The organism is Acidobacteriota bacterium (assembly GCA_040754075.1).
In the GTDB taxonomy this organism is placed as follows: Bacteria; Acidobacteriota; Blastocatellia; order UBA7656; family UBA7656; genus JBFMDH01.
Genome location: JBFMDH010000001.1, coordinates 304,903 through 329,704, shown reverse-complemented (window position 1 = coordinate 329,704; position 24,802 = coordinate 304,903). Strand labels below are relative to the sequence as shown.

14 protein-coding genes and 1 CRISPR repeat array are annotated in these 24,802 nt (G+C 49.5%); of the genes, 9 read left to right on the top strand and 5 right to left on the bottom strand.

From position 1 onward, the window contains the following. Positions 1 to 11 precede the first annotated feature (11 nt). From AB1757_01340 to AB1757_01325, 4 genes are all read right to left on the bottom strand, one after another. Positions 12 to 4,127, bottom strand: coding sequence for a PAS domain S-box protein (locus AB1757_01340; GenBank protein ID MEW6125679.1), 4,116 nt, complete (start codon positions 4,125 to 4,127; stop codon positions 12 to 14). Beyond that, positions 4,120 to 4,593, bottom strand: coding sequence for a response regulator (locus tag AB1757_01335; GenBank protein MEW6125678.1), 474 nt, complete (start codon positions 4,591 to 4,593; stop codon positions 4,120 to 4,122). Before AB1757_01335 ends, AB1757_01340 begins: the two co-directional genes overlap by 8 nt. Further along, positions 4,590 to 7,283 carry a PAS domain S-box protein gene (locus tag AB1757_01330; protein MEW6125677.1) on the bottom strand — a complete coding sequence of 898 codons (2,694 nt, stop codon included), beginning with the start codon at positions 7,281 to 7,283 and terminating at the stop codon, positions 4,590 to 4,592. The genes AB1757_01335 and AB1757_01330 overlap by 4 nt, the downstream gene beginning before the upstream one ends. A gap of 311 nt (positions 7,284 to 7,594) precedes the next feature. Next, positions 7,595 to 8,383: a hypothetical protein gene (locus tag AB1757_01325; protein MEW6125676.1), complete on the bottom strand. Its 789-nt coding sequence runs from the start codon at positions 8,381 to 8,383 to the stop codon at positions 7,595 to 7,597. 156 nt (positions 8,384 to 8,539) lie between these two features. Here AB1757_01325 and AB1757_01320 point away from each other — a divergent pair, with 156 nt between their 5' ends. Both AB1757_01320 and AB1757_01315 read left to right on the top strand, forming a co-directional pair. Beyond that, entirely contained in the window at positions 8,540 to 9,145 is a 606-nt protein-coding gene (locus AB1757_01320; protein MEW6125675.1) for a sigma-70 family RNA polymerase sigma factor, read from the top strand. Between the two features lie 124 nt (positions 9,146 to 9,269). Further along, complete coding sequence (locus AB1757_01315; GenBank protein MEW6125674.1) at positions 9,270 to 12,032, top strand: protein kinase; 2,763 nt, start codon at positions 9,270 to 9,272, stop codon at positions 12,030 to 12,032. 31 nt (positions 12,033 to 12,063) lie between these two features. On the opposite strand, the gene AB1757_01310 is transcribed toward AB1757_01315, so the two are convergent. Further along, positions 12,064 to 12,654 (bottom strand): YetF domain-containing protein, encoded by a 591-nt coding sequence (locus AB1757_01310; protein ID MEW6125673.1) that lies wholly within the window; start codon positions 12,652 to 12,654, stop codon positions 12,064 to 12,066. A gap of 310 nt (positions 12,655 to 12,964) precedes the next feature. Between AB1757_01310 and AB1757_01305 the strand changes: the two genes are divergently transcribed. The 7 genes from AB1757_01305 (at position 12,965) to cas5 (ending at position 21,445) form a co-directional block, all read left to right on the top strand. Beyond that, a complete protein-coding gene (locus AB1757_01305; protein MEW6125672.1) occupies positions 12,965 to 13,984 on the top strand; it encodes a WYL domain-containing protein in 1,020 nt (339 codons plus the stop codon). A gap of 108 nt (positions 13,985 to 14,092) precedes the next feature. Further along, positions 14,093 to 14,686, top strand: coding sequence for a type I-MYXAN CRISPR-associated protein Cas6/Cmx6 (gene cas6, locus AB1757_01300; protein ID MEW6125671.1), 594 nt, complete (start codon positions 14,093 to 14,095; stop codon positions 14,684 to 14,686). 390 nt (positions 14,687 to 15,076) lie between these two features. Further along, positions 15,077 to 15,727 carry a type I-MYXAN CRISPR-associated protein Cas6/Cmx6 gene (gene cas6 / locus AB1757_01295; GenBank protein MEW6125670.1) on the top strand — a complete coding sequence of 217 codons (651 nt, stop codon included), beginning with the start codon at positions 15,077 to 15,079 and terminating at the stop codon, positions 15,725 to 15,727. Between the two features lie 2 nt (positions 15,728 to 15,729). Beyond that, positions 15,730 to 18,213: a CRISPR-associated helicase Cas3' gene (cas3, locus tag AB1757_01290; protein ID MEW6125669.1), complete on the top strand. Its 2,484-nt coding sequence runs from the start codon at positions 15,730 to 15,732 to the stop codon at positions 18,211 to 18,213. Then, the gene (gene cas8a1 / locus AB1757_01285; protein MEW6125668.1) at positions 18,210 to 19,760 is read left to right on the top strand and encodes a type I-MYXAN CRISPR-associated Cas8a1/Cmx1; all 1,551 of its coding nucleotides are present in this window, start codon (positions 18,210 to 18,212) and stop codon (positions 19,758 to 19,760) included. Before cas3 ends, cas8a1 begins: the two co-directional genes overlap by 4 nt. A gap of 72 nt (positions 19,761 to 19,832) precedes the next feature. Beyond that, positions 19,833 to 20,777, top strand: coding sequence for a DevR family CRISPR-associated autoregulator (locus tag AB1757_01280; GenBank protein ID MEW6125667.1), 945 nt, complete (start codon positions 19,833 to 19,835; stop codon positions 20,775 to 20,777). Beyond that, entirely contained in the window at positions 20,774 to 21,445 is a 672-nt protein-coding gene (gene cas5 / locus AB1757_01275; protein MEW6125666.1) for a type I-MYXAN CRISPR-associated protein Cas5/Cmx5/DevS, read from the top strand. Before AB1757_01280 ends, cas5 begins: the two co-directional genes overlap by 4 nt. Before the next feature lie 21 nt (positions 21,446 to 21,466). Beyond that, positions 21,467 to 24,783: a CRISPR direct-repeat array (repeat unit 36 nt; unit sequence GTGAAAGAACCATTGATGCCGAAAGGCGTTGAGCAC). Between the last annotated feature and the right edge of the window lie 19 nt (positions 24,784 to 24,802).

The window sequence follows — 24,802 nt, the reverse complement described above, 5'->3', positions numbered from 1 at the left end:
GGCGTAAATCTTTACGAAGGCTTTTTGGGTTCATCGAGAATATGGCGAACTTTTTCAACCAGAGCACTCGGTGAAAACGGTTTCGATAAAAAGGTGTGATGCGCGGCGCTGATGCCGTGGCGCAAAATCGCATCATCAATATAACCGCTCATAAACAAAATATTCAGCGTGGGGTCGTTCATCCGCAATCGTTCCGCGAGTTCCCGCCCGCTCATTTCCGGCATAACGACATCGGTCACCAGGAGGTCGATTTTCCCTGAATAATTTTCTCTGAGGAAAATGGCATCGCGCGCATTGCGAGCTTCCAGTACCAGATAGCCACGCATTTCCAACGTCAACTTGGCGATTTGTCTTACGCTCTCTTCATCCTCGACCAACAAAATCGTTTCACTGCCGGTTCCCGACGGTTTCAACTCGCCATCAGTCGACTTGCCTGAGTCCGGCGATTCAAAAGCCGGCAAATAAATCGCAAAGGTGGTGCCTTTATCAATTTCACTGTCTACTTCAATGAAGCCTTCGCTTTGTTTGACAATGCCGAAGACGGTTGCCAGTCCAAGCCCCGTGCCTTTACCGACCTCTTTGGTGGTAAAGAACGGTTCAAAAATCCGGGCTTTAATTTCTGGCGGCATGCCGCAGCCATTATCACTGAGCACCAACTGTACATAATTGCCGTGCGGCATTGATGGATACAGGTGATGATTTTTCTCATCAATTTTTATATTCTTCGTCGCAATCGTCAGTTGTCCGCCCTGCGGCAGCGCATCGCGTGAATTGACCGCCAGATTGATAATCACCTGTTCGATCTGCCCCGGATCAACTTTGATCGGGCTAAGCGCGGGCGAAAGCTCGGTCTTTAAATTAATATCTTCGCCAATCAGTCGTTTCAGCAATTTTTCGGTGTTGGTGACGATCTCATTGAGATCAAGAACCTTGGGTTCAAGCACCTGTTTGCGACTGAATGCCAGCAGTTGACGGGTTAGCACAGCGGCGCGTTGTCCGGCGTTGCGGATGTTGTCTGCCAGCGAACGATTGATGTCGCTTTCGGAAAATCGCGAATACAGCAAATCGCTATAGCCGATAATCACCGTGAGCAGATTATTGAAATCATGAGCGATACCGCCTGCCAGTCGTCCCACCGCTTCCATTTTTTGTGATTGCCGCAATTGGTCTTCGAGTTCGATGCGGTCGCTGATGTCCGACCAGCAACCGATAATTTCCGCAGGCATTCCCTGTTCATCACGCAACAGTCGTTTTTCATCGCGCACCCAGAAATAACTGCCGTCTTTGCGGCGGAAACGAAATTCCTGTATTTGATGGTCAAGGTCATACGGAACCGGCTGAGCAGACAAAACCGACGCTTTATCTTCGGGATGAATATGATTTACCCACCAGTCCGGTTCCAGAGTTTCTTTCACCGTATATCCGGTGAGATCGAAAATATTGTCGCTCGTCCAGCCATACACTAACTTGTCACCTTTTATTTTTAAGGCATAAAGCACGGTCGGGCTATAAGCAACGAATCGCTGAATGGCTTCTTCGGCGCGGCGATGTTCGATGAACTGCCCGATCTGTTTGCCGATAACTTCAAGCATATCGAGCAAACTCTGGTCGGGTTTCGGGAGTTGATGCCCAAGACAATCAATCACCCCGGTGACTTCGTCACCCAGCAGAATCGGAAAACCGAAAGCCGAATAATAACCGGCATCCATAGCGGGAGCCGAACGCAAATAAAAGTGGGCGTTTTTAAGATTCTCCCAATATAGCGATTTGCCGGTCTGCCAGATGATTCCCGGCAACCCCTCACCACTTTTAAAAGTACATTTGCGCGACAACTCCAGCAATTCCGGCGCTCTGAAATCAGGCTGATGCCAGACCTCAAGACAATCAAGCCAATCGGCTTGTTTATCGACTCGCCACATGGCGCTGAAATCCCAGTTTTCGGATTCGCAAAGCGCCTTTAACACCCTGGGCATGGCTTCAGCCAGCGATTTCGCTTCGACTAACGTCCGGCTGATGGATTCCTGAGTTGCCAGCCGTAGTTGGGCGCGTTTGCGTTCGGTGATGTCTTCTGCCGAAATGATGATGCCGCCGATTTCATCGCGACTATTGCGCCAGGGAAGCACTGCCCATCTCAACCATTGTCTGGTGCCATCACTGTGCAACCACTGGTCATCGTCATTTCTTAACATCTCACCCGCCAGCCCTCTTTGATGGATGGCTTTCCACTCGTCGGGCAGATCGGGATTGACTTCGTAATGTGAACGACCCGTCAAATCGTCATACCCTCTGCCATAATCTTCGATCCATCGTCGGCTGGTCGTCAGGTAACGCATGTCGCGGTCAAACATGGCAATGCTGATGGGCGCTTGTTCAATCAACAAGCGCAATTGCTCATGGCTTTTTGCCATCGCCTCTTCAGTGCGGTGTTTGTTGATACAGATGGCGGCGGTATGGGTAGCGATTTCAATGAGCTGCAATTGTGAGGCACTGGGTAAAGCGGGCTGATGGTAATACATCGCAAAAGTTCCCAGCAGCCGTTGCTGGTCATCGAAAATCGGCGTTGACCAACAGGCGTGTAACCCGAACCCCAGCGCCAGGTCTTTGTAATTTTTCCAGAGCGGGTCGGTCGCAATATCCCGAACAAAAACCGCCTGGCGTTGAAAAGCGGCGGTTCCGCAGGAGCCGACTTGCGGACCAATAGCAATGCCGTCAATCGCTGTGGTGTATTCCTGCGGCAAACTGGGAGCTGCGCCGTGATAGAGATGTTTCCCTTCGGCATCGAGCAAGAGAATCGAACAAAGCATTCCCGCAGAACTGGCTTCCACAAACCGGAGTAAAGCCTCAAGCGTCGCTTTAAGCGGCGCGCCGCTGGCAATCATTTCCAGCACCTGCTTTTGACCTTCGTTAAGCAGTTCGGCGCGTTTGCGTTCGGTAATATCAACAAACGCGCCGACGCTGCCACGGGCTTTGCCGTGCTCATCAAATAACGGCGACGTATAACCGAGAATATCAACCGAGGTTCCATCACTGCGAATCACCTTGGCTTCAAAGTCGCGGATTTCCCTGCCCTGACTTGCGGCAATCTGTAGCGGCAATTCTTCAGGAGCAAGTTCACGGTCTCTCTGATAAATTTTGAAATGCTTGGGGCGTTCAGCCTCATCGGCTGAGAGCGAAGCATTGGCATCGGGCGAAATTGCCAGCAGTTCAGCAAATGCCGGATTGGCGCGGATATGGCGACATTCGGGGTCACTGGCAATGCCAATCGGAATGGGCAAGACATTGAGCAGGGTTTCCATTTCGTCGATGCGCCGTTGCAGATTCTGGTTCAACATCAAAATCTCTGCCTGGGCTTTTTTGCGGTTGGTAATGTCACGCACGATGGCGGTGAACATTTTGCGTCCGGTCACGATAAATTGGGCAATCGAGGTTTCAATCGGAAACTCTGTGCCATCGGCGCGCAAACCCACGACTTCGCGCCGTTGATCCATGCGAATCGGGTAATTTGAAGATTCGCCAAAAGCGCGAATATGTTCGATGTGCGCCTCGCGAAAGCGTTCGGGGATTAGCAGATTGATACTTTTTCCGATGACCTCGGTTTCGCGATAGCCGAACAACTGTTCTGCCGCCGAGTTAAAGAGAGTGATATGATGCTCATCATCAACAATAACGATGGCATCCATCGGCGAATCAACAATCGCCGCAAGCCGCAATTCGCTTTCCTGCAAAGCGGTGGCGGCGCGATGCCGCTCGATAGCATAACGAATGGCGCGTCCGAGCAATGCCGGTTGCAGTTGATTTTTTACCAGGTAATCCTGCGCCCCCTCCTGCAAAGCGGCAATTCCGGTGTCTTCATTATCCACTCCGGTCAATACCAGCACGGGAATCGCGGGCGCTTGTTGATGAAATTGCATAATCGTATCAACGCCGCTTGAATCCGGCAGTCCGAGGTCTAATAACACGACATCAAACACTTCATTCTGGATACGCGACAAGGCTTCTGACAATTTCACAACATGGGTCAGCGCGAATTCGACATTGGCGACCCCGGAGAGCGTTTCCCGCAGCAGCAGAACATCGGTGAAATTATCTTCAACCAGCAAAATACGAATCATTAATTGATTAGACATTTGAGCTACCTACGATTTTTTTATTACGCGGTAAGGTGACAACCCCAAACCAGAACTCGCCGATGGCGCGCGCCACAGCAACCAACTCGTCGAACTCTACAGGCTTGGTGATATAACAGTTGGCGTGCAAATCATACGCGGTGACTATATCGGCTTCGTCCTGCGAAGTGGTCAACACCACGACCGGTATGCTTGCCAACTGCGCTTCATTTTTAATCTCGCGCAGCACTTCAATGCCGTTTTTTCGCGGTAAATTTAAATCGAGCAGAATGAGGTCGGGGCGCGACCTGCTTGCATAGCCGTTTTCACGACGTAAATAGGCGAGCGCATCCGCGCCATTTTCAACGTGGTGCAGATGATGGTTCAAAGGGCAATGGTCAAAGGCTTCGCGCGTCAGCAAGGCATCGGTCGGACTATCTTCGACCAGCAGAATTTCAATTGACCTGTGCAATTTTTCTTCCGTCATGAATTTCCATTTCGTTCAATTGGTTTTTTGTCGGGCAAACTGAAATAAAATGTCCCCCCCTCACCAAACACCGACTCAACCCAGATACGTCCGCTGTGGCGTTCGACAATGCGTTTGCAAATCGCCAAGCCCATACCGGTGCCCGGATATTCGTGGCGCGTATGCAGGCGTTGAAAGATACCGAAAATCCGTTGGTGATATTGCGGCTCGATGCCGATGCCATTGTCGCGCACCGAAAATACCCATTCATTGGCTTGGTGTCGGGCTTCGATGTGAATTTGCGGCGCTGAGGCGCGGCGAAATTTGATGGCATTACTGAGCAGGTTTTGAAACAACAGCGTCAGTTGCGTGGCATCGGCGGTGAGTAAAGGCAAAGCCCCGTGAGTAATCTGTGCGCCGCTCTCTGCAATCGCCAGCCGGAGGTTTGCCAGCGCATCGGTGAGCGATTTTTGGCTATCGCAGGTGGCGAACTTTCCGCCACGGGTTCCAACGCGGGAAAACGCCAGCAAATCTTCAATCAAAATTCGCATGCGTTCAGCGCCATCCACCGTATGCCGGATGAGTTCATCGGCGCGGTCATCAAGCCGTCCGGCGTAGCGTCGCTGCAAAACCTGCACACACCCGGCAACCGCGCGTAGAGGCTCCTGCAAATCATGCGAAGCGACATAGGCAAATTGTTCGAGGTCTTTATTGGAACGCGCCAACTCTTCAGTATATTTTGCCAGGGCATCTTCAGCGCGTTTGCGGTCGGTGATATCGATCATCGAGCAATAACCGAAGGTTCCCCCGCCAATCTGCACGGTCGAACCGTTGGCCAGGACATTTAACACCTCTCCCGATTGGGTTCGCATTGAACTTTCAATCTGCACGTTCATTTTTATCTCTAAAATTTCATCCCTGATCCGGTTCACATTTTCGTCGGTTTCATTAACCGTCAAATCGGGAATTCCCAATTGCAACATCTCCACTTTTGAATAGCCGAAGAGTTCCAGAGCTTTTTCATTGCAATCGACAATCGAATGGTTGCGCAGGTCAATAATCAAACTGGCAACCGCTTTTTCATTAAACAACACGCGGAAGCGTTCTTCGGATTCCTGCAATGCGGTTTCGGCGTGTTTGCGTTCAGTAATGTCTTCGGCGATGCCCGACATGCGAATCAGTTCACCGCGCTCATTAAAAATCGGAAAGCCCCGGTCGCGAATCCAGATCAGCGAGCCATCAGGGCGCGCCACGCGATATTCCGTGTCGTAACCTCCTTCACCCCTGCCGTTCGCAAAGGTCTCAAGCGCCATTTGACGGTCATCCGGGTGAATGCCTGCCAGCCATTGCGAGAAATCCGCATATAATTCAACCGCCGGTCGCCCCCACAACTTTTCATAAGCCGGAGAGACGTAAAGCACTTTCGGAATATGGGGATTATTAATCCACAAAACATCTTTGATATTTTCAGCAAACTGGCGAAAGCGTTCTTCGGATTCGCGCAAATCTTTTTCAGCGCGTTTGCGGTCGGTGATGTCGGTTGAGGCGGCAGTCCATTCCCGAACCGTGCCATCGGCATTCTTCACCGGCACCACGCGGGTTAAATAATCGTGATAGCTGCCATCGCCATAAACTCCACGGTTTTCCACCTCGAAAGGTAATTGATTTCGTATTCCCGCTTGATAAACCTGCAAAACCCGTTCGCGTTCATCAGGATGCACAGCTTTAAGCCAGTTCATTCCCTGGGGATTCCGCGTAACGTCGATATAGGGTTCAAGGTTTAAAGCGGTCGTCACACTGCCTGTGGCATCGGCAGTCCAGACGATTTGCGAAGTTGCCAGAACCAGAGCGCGATAACGCGCTTCACTGTAAGATAATTCCGCTTTGGCGCGGCGGCGTTCGGTAATGTCGCGATGCACGCCGAGATAGCCTTTGGGGGTTCCGTCTTCCGCATAAATTCGCAAGCCCAGAGATTCCGTCCAGAAGGTGGAGCCATCCTGGCGACGAAAACTGATTTGATAAGGCGAAGGGTCTGACTGGGCATGGGGATTGAAGCGTTCTCTGCCCATTCTTTCAAAATCCGCCAGGTCGGCATAAAGAAAATCCGTGCCCCTGCCCAGCGCCTCTTCAGCCGTATAACCGAACATCGTGGTGAAAGCGGGATTCACCAACACAATGCGCCGCTCTAAATCGGTAAACACCGCAGCGTCGGAAATGCCCTGAAAAATGGCGCTCAATCGCGATTCATTCTCACACAATGAAATCTGCATCTCGTCGCGTTCGGCAATCATCGCCTCAGCCTTTTGACGCGAACGGTGCAGGGCTTCGATTAAAAAACTGATGAGGCTGCCGATGGCAACCAAGGTCACCCATTCCAAACGGTGAATGGTCTGGTAAACCGGCAAGTTATGAATCAGATTGATCAGGTAGTAGTGAGTAAAAATGGCGATGATGGCTGTCGAGACCAAACCGGTGCCGAGTCCGCCCATATAGGCGCTCAGCACAATAGGAATCAAAAACAACGTCAGCCCCAAGTCTTCACTGGGTGAAAATCCAAGAAACACATGCAATAAAAGGGCGGCTGCGGTGAGCGCCACTGCCAGCACATACTTTCCCCATCGTGGCAAATAATAGGGCTTGAAAATAAAATGCCGTGAGAGGCGTTCAGGTGGAAAGATAGCCGGTGGTGAGGATTTCCCTTTTTCTTTCATGACCCCTACTTTGGTTATGCGGCTTCTCGCATAACCATTTTCTCAAGTTGGAAGAAGGAAAGCTCGCAGGCAGTAGAGCGTTACCATTGTAGCCTGCGACGGTTATTGCACCAATAATTTATTTTGTCCCCGCCCGCTTTGATTCGTCAGATGATGGCTTCGTCCATTTTATAGAGTGTCAAGGTGTAGAAATCATGGGTCGTGAGGTAATCGGGAACGCCGTTTAAACGGTTTCGCTATTTAATCCAATTAAAAATCAGGAAGAAGGGGGGGGCACGATTATACCGCTCATTTTTTTCAGCTATCAAGGCTCATTTCACAAATGAAAGCAGTTCAACGGTCGACAAACCTTCAACCGAGGTTTTCACCATCCCCACATCTTTGGCATACCAGTTCACCACTTTGATGGAACCGTCGATGGGAATGGTCAAGGGTTTGCCAGCGCCTTCGCTTGCCATCATTTTCTGCACGATATTGGCTTCGACTTTGAATGCCTTGTAAGTGCCTGCGGGAACCGTCACATTCTCTTCACCGACGATTTCATTGGCAATGGTGATGTTGCCCTTCGCATCGCCCATCGGGAATTTGCCTTCGACTTCGTAACTGCTCGTCCATTTGTAACCTTTCACCCATTTGTCGGGCGCAGGGATGGTCACGCCTGTAGCTTTCAAAGTTTGAAATTTGACTGCATTGGCTTGGTCGCCGCCACTGTTGACTTGCGCGAACTCGACGGTCGCCAACCCTTCAGCGGTGCATTTGAATCCGTTGGTCTGCGACGACCCGTTGCTGAAATTGAAATGATAGGTAAACGAATCCGCCGCGATATTGGTGTAGGTTTCCGTGTAGGTGGTATTCAAACGTGTATCCGTATAGGTGTTGCGGTATTGGCGTTTGAGGGTTGGCGAAACCGGATAGTAAGGGTTGACGCAAAGCGCCGGAACCGGCGTATCCGGGGGCAGACTTGGCGGCGCGGGTTGCCGCGCCGGTTCACTATTGGTGGCATTGCGGTTGTGATTGCCGCTGCAAGCGACCGCCAGTATAGTCAATAAACAGATTGCCGTCAGGCTTAGAAAGGTTTTCCAGGTTATCGATTTTTTCACCACTCGACCTCATCGTATGAAAGTGTTCAAACAAGGTTTGCCAGATAGTTGAACCACGCAAGGCGCAGGTTAGGCAAGCGGTCAGGGCAAATCACTGAAAAAAATTTAGACTTGCCCGGCTAATCAAAGGTAAAATCTTTCGCGGAAAAAATGGCTATGGCAAAAGAGACCGCACCGCAAAAAGAGAGTTCGCATGAAACCCATTCGCAACCGGGACTGACGCAACTTTTAGTTGACTGGCGAAACGGCAACCGACAGGCTCTCGATGCCATCCTGCCGCTGGTCTACGCAGAGCTTCGTCGCATCGCTATCGGCAGATTGCGTCTGGAACGTCCCGGTCACACCTTGCAACCAACGGCGCTGGTTCACGAAGCCTATTTGCGGCTCATCGAACAAGACCGTGTAGACTGGAAAAACCGCGCCCAGTTTTTCGGCATCGCGGCGGAAATGATGCGGCGCATTCTCATCAACCATGCGGTTGCCAAACAGGCGGAAAAACGCGGCGGCGATGCGGTCAAAGTTTCTCTGAGTGTGGTCGATTACGTCTTTCACAACCAACAGGACATCGACGTTCTGGCGCTCGATGAAGCCATGAAAAAACTCGCGGTCTTTGACCCGCGCAAAAGTCGCATCGTCGAACTCAAATTTTTCGGCGGCTTGTCCATCGAAGAGATTGCCGAAGTCCTGGAAATATCCCACGCAACGGTCGAACGCGAATGGGCGATGGCGCGCGCCTGGCTTTATCGGGAAATTACCAAATAGTCCGTAGCCCGTAGTTTGTAGTCCGTAGTTTCAAAAACACATTGGCGTTGCGCGAAACCTGGCGCATCAATAAAGAAGGCTCAACAACTACGGACTACGGGCTACAAACTACGGACTAATGCCTATGGACGCAACACACTGGCAAAAAGTAAACGAGCTTTTTCATTCGGCTCTGCAACAAGCTCCCGAACGTCGCAGTGTTTTTCTCGCTGAAGCCTGCGCCCATGACCAGACCTTACTCGAAGAGGTCGAATCCCTGCTCTTTTCTTACGAAGAATCATCCCACTTCATTCAAGGCTCGGCATTCGATCAGGCGGTTGACCTGTTCACCCAGACCGATACGCCGCAACCCGGACAAAAAATCGGCAACTATAAAATCATCCGTGAACTCGGACAAGGCGGCATGGGCGCGGTGTTGCTCGCCATTCGCGATGATGATGAATTTGAAAAACGGGTGGCATTGAAAATCATCAAACGCGGCATGGATACCGACTATGTTTTGGAACGCTTTCGTAATGAACGCCAGATTCTCGCCCGCCTCGAACACCCGAACATCGCCCATTTGCTGGATGGCGGCACCACCGAAAACGGGTTGCCGTATTTTGTCATGGAGCACATCGAAGGGCTGCCGATTGATGTCTATTGCGATGAAAAAAAACTCACCATCACCCAACGCCTGAAACTGTTTCGCAAAGTCTGCGCTGCGGTGCATTATGCGCATCAGAATCTGGTCATTCATCGCGACATCAAACCGAGCAATATTCTGGTCACCGAAGACGGCACTCCCAAACTGCTGGATTTCGGCATCGCCAAAATTCTGACCCCCGATTCCGGCGACTATACCAAAGAAACCGCCACGATGCTGCGCATGATGACGCCTGAATATGCCAGCCCCGAACAGGTGCGCGGCGATCACATCACCACCGCCAGCGACATTTATTCGCTCGGCGTGGTGCTCTATGAAATGCTCACAGGACGTTCGCCCTATCGTTACAAAGGGCGTTCGCCGATGGAGATTCTGCATATTGTTTCCGAAAGCGACCCGGAAAAACCGAGCACAGTGATTTATCGCCTGGAAGAAAAGACCGCCACGGTCAAAAACGTCAAGACGCAACTGATTACCGCAGAAGATGTGAGCCTGTTGCGCGAAGGCTCGCCCGACAAATTGCACAAACGATTATCGGGCGACCTCGATAACATCGTCTTGAAAGCCATGCGCAAAGAGAGCCTCAAGCGTTACGCATCGGCGGAACAGCTTTCCGAAGATCTACGCCGCTATCTGCAAGGTCTGCCGGTGAGCGCCAGCAAAGGGACGTTTTCCTATCGCGCCTGGAAATTCATTAATCGCAACAAAGCCGGGGTGATTGCCGGAAGTTTGGTTTTGCTGACCTTAATCGCCGGCATCGTGGCGACGGCGTGGCAGGCGCATGTGGCGCAGCAACAGCGGGAACTGGCGAGCTTTGAACGCGAAAAAGCCCGCCGCTTAGCGCGTTCGGTGCTCTTTGATTATTACGATGCGATTGTCGATTTGCCCGGTTCGGTTCCGGTGCGCAATAAACTGGCGCAGGACATGGTCGAATACCTCAACAGTTTTGCCCTTGAAGCCGCAGGCGACCCGGCATTGCAAAGCGAACTGGCGGACGCTTATGAGCGCGTCAGTTCGGTGCTCGGCGGTTCAGCTTATGCCAATCTGGGGGATACGCAAAAGGCTTTGGAAAATTTAAGCAATGCCGTGCGCATTCGTGAGAGTTTATTGAGCCGCGACTCGCAAAATCATGAACTCAGGATGAATCTGGCGAACACCTACAGAAAATTTGCCGCCTTGCTTTCGGAAACCCCGAATCTCGATGGCGCGCTGGCGAGTTATCGCCAGGCGCTGGCGCTTGCCGAGACGCTGGCGCGCGAAGAACCGGCAAATAAAAATTATCAACGATTGATCGCCTTGAACGCCGGTGATCTGGGAAGCTTTCTCACCACGCAAGGCAAATGGGATGAGGCGCTCGCAAATCAACGCCGCGCCTTGAGCATTCACGAAGGGCTGGCGCGCAGCAATCCGCAGGACGCCGAGACGCGGCGCGCGCTGTCGGTTTGTCATGAAGCCATCGGACAGATTTACTTGCAGACCGGAGATTTTGCGGGCGCTCTCGAACAACAGAACCGCGTTTTGGAAATCAGAAAAATTTTGTCGACGGAAAATCCGTTGAATGCCGAATATAAACGCATACTGGGAAGCGGTTATGCCAATCTGGGAGGGATTTATTCGGCAAGCGGCTTGCTCGCGAAATCGCTTGAAAGCTACCAAAAAAGCGTCGCCATCAGCAACGAACTGGCAATCAAAGACCCGGAAAACGCTACGCTCAAAGCCGACGCGTCGATTTCCTATTTGAACATCGGTTATATTTTGCGCGATGCGGGGAAATCTGCCGAAGCCAGTGAAAACTTTCGCAAGGCGCTGCAACTGCGCGAAGAATTACTGGAAAAAGACCCGACCAATTACTGGAAACGCTGGTTGATGATTGAAGCGGCGGCAAAGACCGCAAGCGCCCTGGCGCTTTCCGGGAAAGGCGCGGAAGCCATGCATTATGCGGAGCAAACCCTTGAATTAATCGAAGCCACTGTCGATGAATCGGAAAATGCCGATTTTCAAACGGCGCGGGCGACCGCCTATCTCGAAGTCGCCGAGAGTTATTACACGCTGGCAACTCACGCGAAGGTTGCGGCAAGCCAACGCCTGACGCATTTTCAATCGGCGCGTCAGGCTTATCAAAAGAGTTTGGACATCTTCGCCGATATGCAAAGCAGAGGGACTTTGAGTCCACTCGATGCCCAGGTCCCCGACGGCATCAAAAAGAAACTCGCGCTCTGCGACGCGGCTTTACTGAAATGAGATAACTTGCCACTTTCGCGAATTACCCGTTTCAATCTCCGGCTTTTTTCTGCAAGCGTTTTAACTCCGCTAACTCTTTGGTCAGATAGTCGAATCGGGCGAGCAATTCCTGATAACGCGATTCTTCAACCGAAGGTTTTTTGGCAATGAATGAGATGGTTCCGCCCTGTTCAAGCACCGCGCGTTGGCATTCCGCAAGCGAGGCGATTCCCTGTTTACGCGCTGCGGCTTCGAGTTCTTCCAGGGTAATCAACTCTTTTTGCAGGCGTTCCGATTTGATCTTGCCATTTTCGATCAAGACATCGGCGTCGCCTTCGAGCACGCGATCAAGCGCGGGATGCTTGAACAAAAAGCGCACCACAAAATAATTGCTCAACAGCAATGTCGTGGCTCCGATTATGCCGCCGGTCACGGTATTGTCATCACCGATGATGGCATTCTGTACTGTGTTTGAAAGCATCAACAGCACCACCAGGTCGAAAGCATTCAGTTGAGCGAGTTCCCTTTTACCGGCCAATCGAAGACCGATGACCATAAAGACATAAACGACAACCGGACGGATAATTTTTTCCAGCAGCGGTAATCCCAGTTGAAACATATCGCTCCAGATTTTCGCGTTCATAAGCCTCCTTAGCATTTTGCGAATCGCGCCCGGCTAAATGAGTTTCGCTCTTTAACCAGCTCCTCCGCGGTAAAAATAAGGGCTAAAAAATAAATCAGGCGGGGATTGACTTCAAAGCCAACCATCCCTATTTTAAAGCGCAACCCATCTTAATTTTAAACCGGTGGTGGCAACATCACTGCACGCCGACCTCGCAAGGGTCAATCAAGCTCGTTACCCGTCACGGCGACAGGCAACCGTGAATGAAAATTTTTTTCAATTCTACAAAGAGACATTTGCTGTCTCTGTGGTGGAGTTATGGTATTTGGGTATGAGGAAAAAATCGACAGCACGAACGAAACCTCAAAGGGTTCACCTGCACGCTTATGAACGATTACTCGCCATCTGCGCCGAGATTCAAAAAGGCGACTATCCCTCGAAAGCCGCCTTAGCCGGATTGCGCGATGTCGAGCGTACGCCGCGCACCATACAAAGAGATTTGCAGGCGCTCAGAAGACTCAAAGCGCCGCTTGCTTACAGTCGCAAAGCGAAAGGGTTTTATTTTACCGACCCCGATTGGCGCTTGCCTAAGATCAATCTGACGAAAGGCGAACTGCTCAGTTTTTTTACGGCTGAACGCATTCTGCGCAGGCTTGGGAATACTACCGAAGTGCGGCTGGCGCGCGACGCGGTGCGCTCATTGGCGGCGCTGTTGCCTGAAGAAGTTGAGGTTGATTTGGAAGCTTTGGAATCGGCAATCAGTTTCGCGCCGGAACCGGCATTGGACGCTTCGCCGGATATTTTACGTAAACTGACGGAAGCGGCTGCCCATCAGCAGACTTTGCACATTGAGTATTATTCGCAACACAGCAATAAACAGAGTGAGCGCGATGTCGATGTTTTAAAAGTTTATAACCATCTGGGCGAATGGTACGCCGTCTGTTACGACCACTTGCGCGGTGAAACGCGGGATTTTCACGCCGGACGCATATCGGCTTTGAGCAAGACGCGGCGGGTATTCAAACCGCCGAAAAACTGGGATGCGGAAAAATATTTGCGCAGCGGGTTTGGCATGTTTCGCGGCGGCAAAGCGGTTGAAGTGGCGATTGAATTTGACGCCTATCAGGCGCGATACGCGCGCGAGCGTACTTATCATCCGACACAGAAAAACAAGGAACTCGGCAACGGGCGGTTGCAGGTGACCTTTCAGACCACCGAAGCGGCATTAGAACAGGTTGCCCGCTGGCTGATGCAATATGGTTCGCACGCCAAAGCCGTAGCGCCCGAAAAGTTGCGCAAGTTGGTCGCTTACGAAATCGAAGTCATGCGCGTGATGTATACAAATCATTGAAATTGAAGATGCGTCGGATGTTAAGTAGTCCGTTTGATCACCGGTTAAAGATTGCGGTTATCAAAGGCTTCTTTGAGAGATTGTCTTTAATTCCCGGAGGGATAATTTATGGTCTATATCGAATTGAAATTTGCGGTGCTCGGCAATTCGTTGCCGTCCGATCATGGTTATGCGTTGTTCGCATCCATATCAAAACTGATTCCTGAAGCGCACAGCGCCGAATGGCTGGCAGTAGAGACTATTCAAGGGGCAAAGCGCGGCGACGGTTCGATTCAATTAAACCCGCGCGCCAAATTAAGAATGCGTTGTCCGCAAAACCGTGTGCCGTTGTTGTTGAAACTGGCGGGCAAACGGCTGGATGTTGACGGTTCGGTCATTCGTCTGAGCGTGCCCGAGATTAATTTGTTAAAACCGGCGTCGTCGCTGTATGCGCGTTGTGTGACGATAAAAAATCATACCGAGCCGGAAAGTTTTCTAACAGCAGTGGCGCATAAACTGGACGAAAGCGGCATCAAAGGCGAACCGGAACTCGGCAACCGCCGGGTTTTCAAAGTCGGCAATCATCACATCATCGGCTACACCCTGAGCATTCATGATTTGCGCGACGAAGATTCGCTCGTGTTGCAAGAACAAGGCCTCGGCGGCAGACGGCGCATGGGCTGCGGTTTCTTCGTACCAATTTCGCACAAGAAGACTTTTTAGAAAAATAAATATCGCCTGTCGGCATCATCGAAAAGCGAGTTAAACTATGAAAAACTCGACCATTGTACAGCCTCAATGCTCAACGCCTAGCGGCAAACTCAAACATACGGTGCAAAAAAATCTTGACACCGCAGTTAAAATTTTAATAGACTGCGTTTGTTCAATGTGTGGATGTACAATGGTTGAATGACAAGGGCTCACTGTTGAATCCTTGGCACAGATTCATAGTGAAGACAAGGCTTGCAGGGCTAACTCGAATGGAAGTGGCAGAATCCACTTCGCCCAATGTGCCTTTTGTCTTTCAACCTTTACTTCCACACATCTTGTTTTCACAAGCATAGAATATGTTGTCAGCAATAAATTGACAACCAGGAATTGAGGAGTACCAAAATGATCGTAGATATTTCTTTTCGCCTTATTGGAGACAACATCCCGACAGATCACGGGTATGTTCTCTATAGTGGGCTTTCAACACTGTTGCCTATTCTGCACAATGTTGATTGGCTTGCTGTTCATCCAATATCTGGATTACCTACTGGCAATGGAACATTGCGCCTGACCAAGAATTCACGGTTACGGTTGCGGCTACAATCTGAGCGTTTGTCCGAAGTTATTCCACTTGCTGGCAAGCGTCTTGCCCTATTCAATACTCACAAAGAAAGCCGCATAAGATTAGGGGTGCCAGAAGTTTATGCGTTAAAGCCATCGGACAAGCTCTACTCTCGCTGCGTTGTCATAAAGATAAGCGATGCCGAAAAAAACACTGTTGCGCCAACCCGCGAAATGTTCATCACTGCGATTCGAAAGAAACTTCAAGAACAAAATATAAGTGGCGATGTTTGGATTGACGACAAACCAGACCATCAAGGTCACGAACTCAGTCGCCGTATCATTCACATCAAAGGACAAAAAATAGTCGGTTATTCGGTGCAGATTGGCGGTCTCTCTGTAGAAGATTCAATCAAGCTGCAAGAGATTGGTGTAGGGGGACGACAAAAAATGTGTTGTGGTGTTTTCGTGCCTGTCAGAGAAAGAGGTTAGAGATGAACAAGCAGATACAATCGTCAAAAAATTGTGACAGTGATTTCAAACGCTTATTGGCAAAATCACGCAGTAAGACCGGCAGTCTCCAATACTTTGAAATTCTGCAAGGACATACGGCACAGGTACTAGACGCGGCAGAAACCTTACTCAAAAATACTGCTGATGATTTACTTAAACAGCTTGGGCTTGACGCCTCGGTTTGGAGTGAGCGTTTCAAACGTGCGGTGACACTGGGCGCATTTCTTCACGACTTCGGTAAAGCCAATGACCAGTTTCAAAATATGGTGCGCCGATTACGCGACGTTAAAACCCAACCGCAAAGCATTAGACATGAGGCTCTGAGTGGAATACTTTGCACTCAAGTTAAAGATTTGCGCGAATGGCTTTGCCCTGCTTCGGTTTCTGATTCGGAACTCATTTTTCAAGCGGCTATTTGCGCTGTTGTCGGGCATCACCTAAAAACAGATAAGCCAACGCGAGATTCAATAGGTTTAGAGTTAAAAGTCTATCTGAACCACAAAGACTTTAAAGGGCTATTGCAATTAGGAGCAAAGCGGCTAAATCTTGGCTCTCCTCCCAAATTTGGCTCTCCGTTCATCTACTCTCTTAGCGACGAACAGAACAGAACAGATATTGAATCTTTGTCTGAATTAAAGGAGAGGCTTTACACGAGAGAAGGGCCAAGCTGGTTCGATAGACCTGACCAAGAAACGAAAAAATGGTTAGCAGCGGTTAAAGCAATGGTAGTTGCTTCAGACGTTGCAGGTTCTGCATTGCCTAGTGAGCTATCAAATGAAAAAAATGTCTCACGCCAAACAAGAGAATCGCTCAAGGGTTGGATTCAAAAAGCACTGGAAGATGTATTAAGTACCGAAGACATGAATGAGCTTGTGCGCGAGCGATTACGAGGCTCTGAGAAAAATGAGGAGCGGGAAAGATTCCAACAAGATGTTGAAGAAAGCGAGTCTCGCGTGACTTTAGTGCGTGCGGGATGCGGCGCGGGTAAGACCATTGCAGCTTATCGCTGGGCTTCACAGCGAGCAAACCAATGCAAGTTGTTTTTCTGCTACCCGACAACGGGAACTGCATCAGAAGGCTTCAATGGCTACGTGAGCAAGTCTAAGGTTGAGGGAACACTGATGCACAGTCGGGCAGTAGTTGACCTCGATAACATTTTTCAAACACCTGATGACTTAATTGAAGTTGGTTCCAAAGGCGAGGTCAAAGAGATTCCCGATTTGAGATTGGAATCGCTGCAAGCATGGTCGCCACCGCTTGTCGTATGCACCGTTGATAGCGTTCTCGGATTGATTCAAAACAACCGTCGTGGGCTTTATTCATTCCCTGCTTTCGCACGAGCAGCATTCGTTTTCGATGAAATCCACTCTTACGACCCAAAGCTATTCGGCGCGTTACTAAAGTTTCTAAAAACCTTTCAAGGCGCGGACGTGTTGCTTATGACCGCTTCGCTTCCAGTGCATATGCTCAAAGCCCTTGAGCGAGTCTGCGGCCAACTTGTGCCGATTCAAGGGCCGCAGAAGAGAGAGGATGCGCCACGTTACAAGCTTCAGCATCTACAAGAAAACCCCGAGGCTCAAGCATGGAAGGAAGCGGAAAAAGTTTTGTTGAGTGGAGGAAAAGTTCTTTGGATTGCTAACACCGTTGACCGTACAGTCAAGCTTTACGATGAATCAAGGGAGAGAGACTTTTTCAAACAAAACAATTTTTTGGCTCATCTTTATCACAGTCGTTTTCGCTACTTTGAGCGGCGAGAGAACCATAAAAGAGTTGTCGAAGCTTTTGACCCAAAGAAGATTGGCGCAGCTTTTGCGATAACAACGCAGGTAGCCGAAATGTCTCTCGACCTTTCGGCAGACTTGTTAATTACCGACCTTGCGCCGCCTGCTTCCCTCATTCAACGACTTGGACGACTCAACCGACACGAAGACGAACCGAAAGAAGTTCCACTCGCACTTATTCTGGAACCTGATGATGCAATGCCTTACGTCAAACCAAATGGTGCGTCTTCGGATGATTTCTTATTAGCCTATGAATGGCTCAAACGGCTTCTGCATTATCCTCAATCTGTGAGCCAAACAGATTTGGCAGAGGAATTGAAAGTTGTTTCCTCAGCGCAAACTTCTCAACAAGCGCAAACCCAATCGCGTCGCGGAGATTCAGCTTGGCTGGATGATGGTTGGAAAAGCCAGGTAGACACTTTGAGAGTAAGCGATTTTTCAGTGCCTATCGTGCTTGAGAGAGATGTTCCAATCATTCGTGACGCGGGTAAGGGCTTGTCTGAAACCAAAGGCAGGATGGAGAAGCGAAAAGAAGCGATACGCTGCTCTCTGAGCATTCCAGGTCGAGCATCGGTAAATGGTTGGGAGCGATTAAAAGAGCACGGGCTGTACCGAATCGCGCCCAATGATGAGGTTTCTTACTGTGAAAAAACAGGGGCAAAGTGGAGGGAGGTGAAAAAATGAATCAGACACTCAAACTGCAAATGAATGAACCGGGTCTTTCATCGCTGCATCGCGCAGGATTAGCCGGATTATGGATGACTCTCGATGCGCTGATTAGAGACGTAGAAGACGACAAAATAGATTGGCCTGATTGGATTGAGTACCCACCTAAGTTGGATGCTCATGGCATCGAGATCAATTGGGAAGGCACACCACAGCGTTTGTTAGATTGGTTGTTGCCCGAAGCCTTCGGTATTGATACTCAAGGAGACAAATCACAAATGATTGAGTTTGCCGGATTACGCCCCGCTAAACCTAGCCCCGAAGCAAAATCCGTTATTCATCAAAGTGTGCTTGGCACCTTTCTTCAACACGGAAAAACACGCAAGACTATAAAAGGTCAGTACCAGCACACTTTCATAGTTGATGAGATTCCTGTGTTGCTTAATTATGCGAAACTTGAAGAATATAGTCATCAAAAAGCGGCTAGCGATTTTTGCGATAAAGACGAGTGGGCAAAGAGCGTTAAACTTGCTGGCTGGCTGGCTCCCGGTGGAGTTGTTCGTCACACGGCATTCACATCAGATACCGCACTCGAAGAATCTCCACAACGCGCTTTGTTATTACTGTTCGCTCCTGTGGGCTGCTTTTACTTCAATCTACGTTCAACAATTCACGCGCAGAAGGCACGTTTTGCAATCGTTATTCCTGAGATAAACAGTCTTGAAACTTACGCTTCCATTCGGCGCAATCTCCGATCTGCGACTCTGCTAGACTTGACCGCTTGCGGAACCGGAGACGCAGCTTTCAGGTTGATCTCAACAGCGCGGGAGCAACTTCGCACTTTAGAATGTAAGCAATGCAAAGTCATCACCCTTGGCACAGTTCCCTGGTCAACTCAGCAAAAAACGCGGACTGCCGCAATCACTGTTGATTTAAGCTCTGAAGACAAGTTGCAAATCTATGATCTCATCAAGCACTCGCTGCCGAACCGAGTTGTGCAAAGCAAATCGAAGAAGGGAGAAGAAGCAAGCGGCTTCATTGTGCCGAGTATTGCTTTAGAACTTTTCGCAGACAACCTTGCTCTTGGGCGAAAGTGGTACACCAATTTCACAAGTCTCATGCAGAACAAAGAGACTTACAAGTTAGTCAAATTTGAAAAGGAGGGATTGAACAAAGTGGTTAAGAACGTAAATCTGGAGTTGCCGGAAAAGGTAATAGTCGAAGCCTGTCATGAAGCTTTGCGCTATCGCTATGGACAAATAAGTAGTCGCGCTAAACGCGAGCGTGCGGATTTGAAATCTCTTTTTGAGCGGGAATATGAAAAATTGAGAGTCGGGTTAGCACGGTGCAAAAGTTCAAGCGCATTAAGAAAAGAGCTTACTGACTTCTGGTCACGCGCAGGTCAATTAAAGACGCTACAAGAAAATTGGAGCGCGGTTATACCCATGTTTACCGAACAGAATTGGTCACGCGCTCGGGATTTGGCATTGCTGGCACTGGCTAGTTACAAACGCCCAGAGACGCAAACAGAAAGCAGTGACAATCAAGGAGGAGAACAAACATAGTTTTCTGTTTGTTCTTAAATAGCAAAGCCAAGTGGAAGCTTTCCACTACAATTTCAAAAAGGAGAAAATTCCATGACAAGACATCTGTTTGGAGCAGTTTTAACGAGCAACGGCACAGCCGCAAATAATCGCGGCGAAAATGAAGGTAACATAACAACGCTACAGAAACTATTGTGGCAAGGCGAACTTCACACAACCGTTTCTGCTGAAGCAATACGTTGGGCGATGCGTTACTACTGGCAGCAACGCGCAAAGGATGAAAAAGACGATTTGGCAACAAATCGTTGCTGGGATGACAATGCCAATGCCCACACTTGGCGCGATGAAAACTGGCAAGGCTGGAACTCACCTGATGGAAGACGTTTTATTGATGATGATGTTTTAGGTTATATGCGAGCCGAAGCTGCCAAAGAAGAAGGCAGTGAAACAGAAAGTGAAGCAAAAGAAGCTAAAGGAAAAGGCAAGAAAAAGCCTGGTACGATAAACAATCGTCGTGGAGTTCTAGAGTTGACCCGCGCAGTCTCAACCACTCCGTTTGTTGGTGACTTAACTTTTAACTCTAAGAGTGGTTCAAGAAGCTCGACATCGCTCTATGCAACAGAGGTACACGCTACGCGCTATCAATATGGCTTTGCACTAACACCTTCACGTTTGCATATTGCATCACGGGCAATTCATGTCCTTGACGCAATCTGTAATCTTGGTGAAGTCGCCGGAAACCACAGCCGCTTTCTTTATGACTTTTCACCTGAATCAATAGTGTTGCGATGGACGCATGATTTCGCGCCGCGTCTGTTGTACTGCTTTGACACTCCGAGCGCTGAAACAGTTGATGCGCTTAAACTTTTACAGCGCGTTGAAGCAGGGGACATTGATGCAAAAGAGTTAATCATCGGCGGTTATTTAGCAAACACAGAAACAGGCACAAAGTTAAAGCAGTTTGGCGCAGAAACGCATTCGGGTGTAAAGGTTGCTGTTGATGCGATGATCGAACGATTGCGAGGAGAATTGTTATGAAGCCTGTCTTTCTATCAATTGAAACACCGATAGCTTCATTTCGTATGCCCTATGCTCGTGAGTTTGCCGAATCATACGAGATTCCGCCTCCTGCAACGGTTTATGGAATGTTGCTTTCGTTAGTGGGGGAAGAAAATCGCTACAAACATATAGGAGTGCGAATAGCCATTGCACGCCCTGATGAATATCCTAAACCTGAGCGATCAGTGGTGCTACGAACATTTCGCAGAGTTAAGAAGAAACCCATCAGCGACCCAACAAATGCGCGACCTGATTTTCAAGAGGTGCTAACGGGAATTTATTTGGGCGTTTGGGTTGATTCAAGCAATGAAGCCAACAAGGAGTTAAGACTTACGGAACGCTTGATAGCTGCATTCACTCACCCCCAAGAAGTCAATCGTTTTGGCGGTCTCAGCTTAGGCGAAAGCCGAGACCTGATTGATTCAGTTTCATTGCTCATTGATTTTCCAAACGAGCCAAATAATCCTTTTCGATTCGGAGCAGCTTGTCATTGGTTGATGCGAAAAGAATATGGTTCCTTGACGATGCCTTATTGGGTTGATCATGTGGGATCAATAAAAACTCTGTGGGAATCTTATCAACTCGTAAGTGGGAGCATAGAGAAACCGCACAATGAATATTGGACTGAAATTAAAAACAATCGTTGAATCCAATCAAACTCCTTGTTCTCCATTCCTTCAAAGATGCCGAAAGGCGTTGAGCACCTGCGTACTCAGTCGCTTCACGCGCTGATTTATTGATGCCGAAAGGCGTTGAGCACTGACCCATGCTCGCAGTGATTTAGCCGAACTTTTGTGAAAGAACCATTGATGCCGAAAGGCGTTGAGCACACCCCGCAGCAGGTGGCGCAAATCAAATTACTGGCGAGTGAAAGAACCATTGATGCCGAAAGGCGTTGAGCACCGAACATTAAGCTTTTTTGAGAAAATTTAATACTTGAGTGAAAGAACCATTGATGCCGAAAGGCGTTGAGCACAAATAACTGCGCTGGGATTTCAGCTTGAATTTTCTGTGAAAGAACCATTGATGCCGAAAGGCGTTGAGCACTGGTCGGCACGATCACCGCTTCCGGCAAAATGCGCCGTGTGAAAGAACCATTGATGCCGAAAGGCGTTGAGCACAAAGATGGTCATAAATACGTTTTGTAATATCATTGTGAAAGAACCATTGATGCCGAAAGGCGTTGAGCACGCACGAAATCGCACACGGGCACAAAAAAGCGCCGCGTGAAAGAACCATTGATGCCGAAAGGCGTTGAGCACCGGCTTTTCGCGGCGATTTCAAACCACCGCTATATCGTGAAAGAACCATTGATGCCGAAAGGCGTTGAGCACTACCGGCATCATCCGAACCTGACGAAAATGAGACAGTGAAAGAACCATTGATGCCGAAAGGCGTTGAGCACATAAAAAGCCTCGCGCGCGTGTAGATTTGCGAGGCTGTGAAAGAACCATTGATGCCGAAAGGCGTTGAGCACTAGTTTCCCGTCCTTCTGTCGCACATCGGCAGAATGTGAAAGAACCATTGATGCCGAAAGGCGTTGAGCACTTCCCGCCAGCACCGACCACTAAACCGCTGCCACCGGTGAAAGAACCATTGATGCCGAAAGGCGTTGAGCACTTTGGGGGACCGGTTTAATGTTCGAGCATGCCAGGCCGTGAAAGAACCATTGATGCCGAAAGGCGTTGAGCACCTGTCGATGTCGTTCGTTGCGTGGGAGGTGACGTGTGAAAGAACCATTGATGCCGAAAGGCGTTGAGCACTGGGTCAAAAAATGAAACGAAAGCCCGATTTTGTGTGAAAGAACCATTGATGCCGAAAGGCGTTGAGCACTGGTAATAATAATAAGTTGTTCGCGCCGCAACGTTAGTGAAAGAACCATTGATGCCGAAAGGCGTTGAGCACGCGCGGATTTGCATTTGCGCGCGCGGGTGAACCTGGTGTGAAAGAACCATTGATGCCGAAAGGCGTTGAGCACCAAACCTTCCAAAAGTGAACAGGTGGAGATAAACGTGAAAGAACCATTGATGCCGAAAGGCGTTGAGCACACAAACTTTTCCCCCAGTTCTGCAATCGTGAAGATGTGAAAGAACCATTGATGCCGAAAGGCGTTGAGCACCTGTAGGCGCTAATGTGAAACTCATTGCACTTACAGTGAAAGAACCATTGATGCCGAAAGGCGTTGAGCACACCGAGAATGGATTACGCTGTGAGAGTTTCAGCCGTGAAAGAACCATTGATGCCGAAAGGCGTTGAGCACTCGTAGTAAAAAAAATACTTAACCTTCGGGCGTTTTAACGGTGAAAGAACCATTGATGCCGAAAGGCGTTGAGCACCGCTGGATGGTCTCGGCATTGCCAATAACCGGATTGTGAAAGAACCATTGATGCCGAAAGGCGTTGAGCACTAGATTGAAAAAACAACGGTGCCGGAAGTTTCCTCTTGTGAAAGAACCATTGATGCCGAAAGGCGTTGAGCACCTTGGCTTTCGCGCTTCAACCGCAAGGTCAAGCAGGTGAAAGAACCATTGATGCCGAAAGGCGTTGAGCACTCGCGGTCATCGCGCTGCTTTATCTGTGCCTCCAGGTGAAAGAACCATTGATGCCGAAAGGCGTTGAGCACAGGAGCAAACATGAGCGAAGAACTAAAACCTTGTGTGAAAGAACCATTGATGCCGAAAGGCGTTGAGCACATTCCGATTGCTCGGCAACGATATTCGCTGAACCACAAGTGAAAGAACCATTGATGCCGAAAGGCGTTGAGCACTTATCACATAGAAATATAATGTCAACAAAAAAATCAGTGAAAGAACCATTGATGCCGAAAGGCGTTGAGCACTTGGAACGGCAACAATGGGCATCAGGTCTACCAGGTGTGAAAGAACCATTGATGCCGAAAGGCGTTGAGCACGGATTTTTCAAGGCTACGAGGCTTTATTCGTCAAAGTGAAAGAACCATTGATGCCGAAAGGCGTTGAGCACCCAACTCCGGCGCTCTTTGACTTCTGGACATTTGCGGTGAAAGAACCATTGATGCCGAAAGGCGTTGAGCACAAACCTGGCTGGTGCAGGACATAGAAGCGGAAATCGTGAAAGAACCATTGATGCCGAAAGGCGTTGAGCACCGTGTTCCTTTTGCATCCAAGGTCACATTACCACCCGTGAAAGAACCATTGATGCCGAAAGGCGTTGAGCACTTAATGAGATTTCTCACGGATGGATTCAATGGAAGGTGAAAGAACCATTGATGCCGAAAGGCGTTGAGCACTATTGTCACTCACTGGCAGCCTATGAGTACGCCGAGTGAAAGAACCATTGATGCCGAAAGGCGTTGAGCACGTGTCCACTTTGACCACTGGGCATTTTCGCTGTTCGGTGAAAGAACCATTGATGCCGAAAGGCGTTGAGCACACCAACGAACCGCCGCGCATATTCGTAATTGAATGTGAAAGAACCATTGATGCCGAAAGGCGTTGAGCACACTAAGCCGACCCGAAAACGCAAACCCGGCGCGGGGGTGAAAGAACCATTGATGCCGAAAGGCGTTGAGCACAAAAAGCGGTGGTTCGTTCGACCGGTAAATTCACGCTGTGAAAGAACCATTGATGCCGAAAGGCGTTGAGCACCGGTTGGAATCAAAAGCATGATAATCAATACCCCGAGTGAAAGAACCATTGATGCCGAAAGGCGTTGAGCACCGCTTTGCCTGGCTAACCAGGAATGAAATTAATCCGCGTGAAAGAACCATTGATGCCGAAAGGCGTTGAGCACTGTTGAAGGGCGACGGCACTTGGGGCGCGTCTAGCGTGAAAGAACCATTGATGCCGAAAGGCGTTGAGCACAACAGGGAACGCTGCACGTCAAAAACCCGCAAGCGAGTGAAAGAACCATTGATGCCGAAAGGCGTTGAGCACTTGCTCAATTTCCTCGGCTGTTTCATTACTCAACTCGTGAAAGAACCATTGATGCCGAAAGGCGTTGAGCACAAACGGCTCACTGATAGAC

Excerpts from the sequence above, each read along its gene's own strand:
- AB1757_01340 (MEW6125679.1), bottom strand. The coding sequence starts at position 4,127 with ATGTCTAATCAATTAATGATTCGTATTTTGCTGGTTGAAGATAATTTC.
- AB1757_01335 (MEW6125678.1), bottom strand. The coding sequence starts at position 4,593 with ATGACGGAAGAAAAATTGCACAGGTCAATTGAAATTCTGCTGGTCGAA.
- AB1757_01330 (MEW6125677.1), bottom strand. The coding sequence starts at position 7,283 with ATGAAAGAAAAAGGGAAATCCTCACCACCGGCTATCTTTCCACCTGAA.
- AB1757_01320 (MEW6125675.1), top strand. The coding sequence starts at position 8,540 with ATGGCAAAAGAGACCGCACCGCAAAAAGAGAGTTCGCATGAAACCCAT.
- AB1757_01315 (MEW6125674.1), top strand. The coding sequence starts at position 9,270 with ATGGACGCAACACACTGGCAAAAAGTAAACGAGCTTTTTCATTCGGCT.
- AB1757_01310 (MEW6125673.1), bottom strand. The coding sequence starts at position 12,654 with ATGAACGCGAAAATCTGGAGCGATATGTTTCAACTGGGATTACCGCTG.
- AB1757_01305 (MEW6125672.1), top strand. The coding sequence starts at position 12,965 with ATGAGGAAAAAATCGACAGCACGAACGAAACCTCAAAGGGTTCACCTG.
- cas6 (MEW6125671.1), top strand. The coding sequence starts at position 14,093 with ATGGTCTATATCGAATTGAAATTTGCGGTGCTCGGCAATTCGTTGCCG.
- cas6 (MEW6125670.1), top strand. The coding sequence starts at position 15,077 with ATGATCGTAGATATTTCTTTTCGCCTTATTGGAGACAACATCCCGACA.
- cas3 (MEW6125669.1), top strand. The coding sequence starts at position 15,730 with ATGAACAAGCAGATACAATCGTCAAAAAATTGTGACAGTGATTTCAAA.
- cas8a1 (MEW6125668.1), top strand. The coding sequence starts at position 18,210 with ATGAATCAGACACTCAAACTGCAAATGAATGAACCGGGTCTTTCATCG.
- AB1757_01280 (MEW6125667.1), top strand. The coding sequence starts at position 19,833 with ATGACAAGACATCTGTTTGGAGCAGTTTTAACGAGCAACGGCACAGCC.
- cas5 (MEW6125666.1), top strand. The coding sequence starts at position 20,774 with ATGAAGCCTGTCTTTCTATCAATTGAAACACCGATAGCTTCATTTCGT.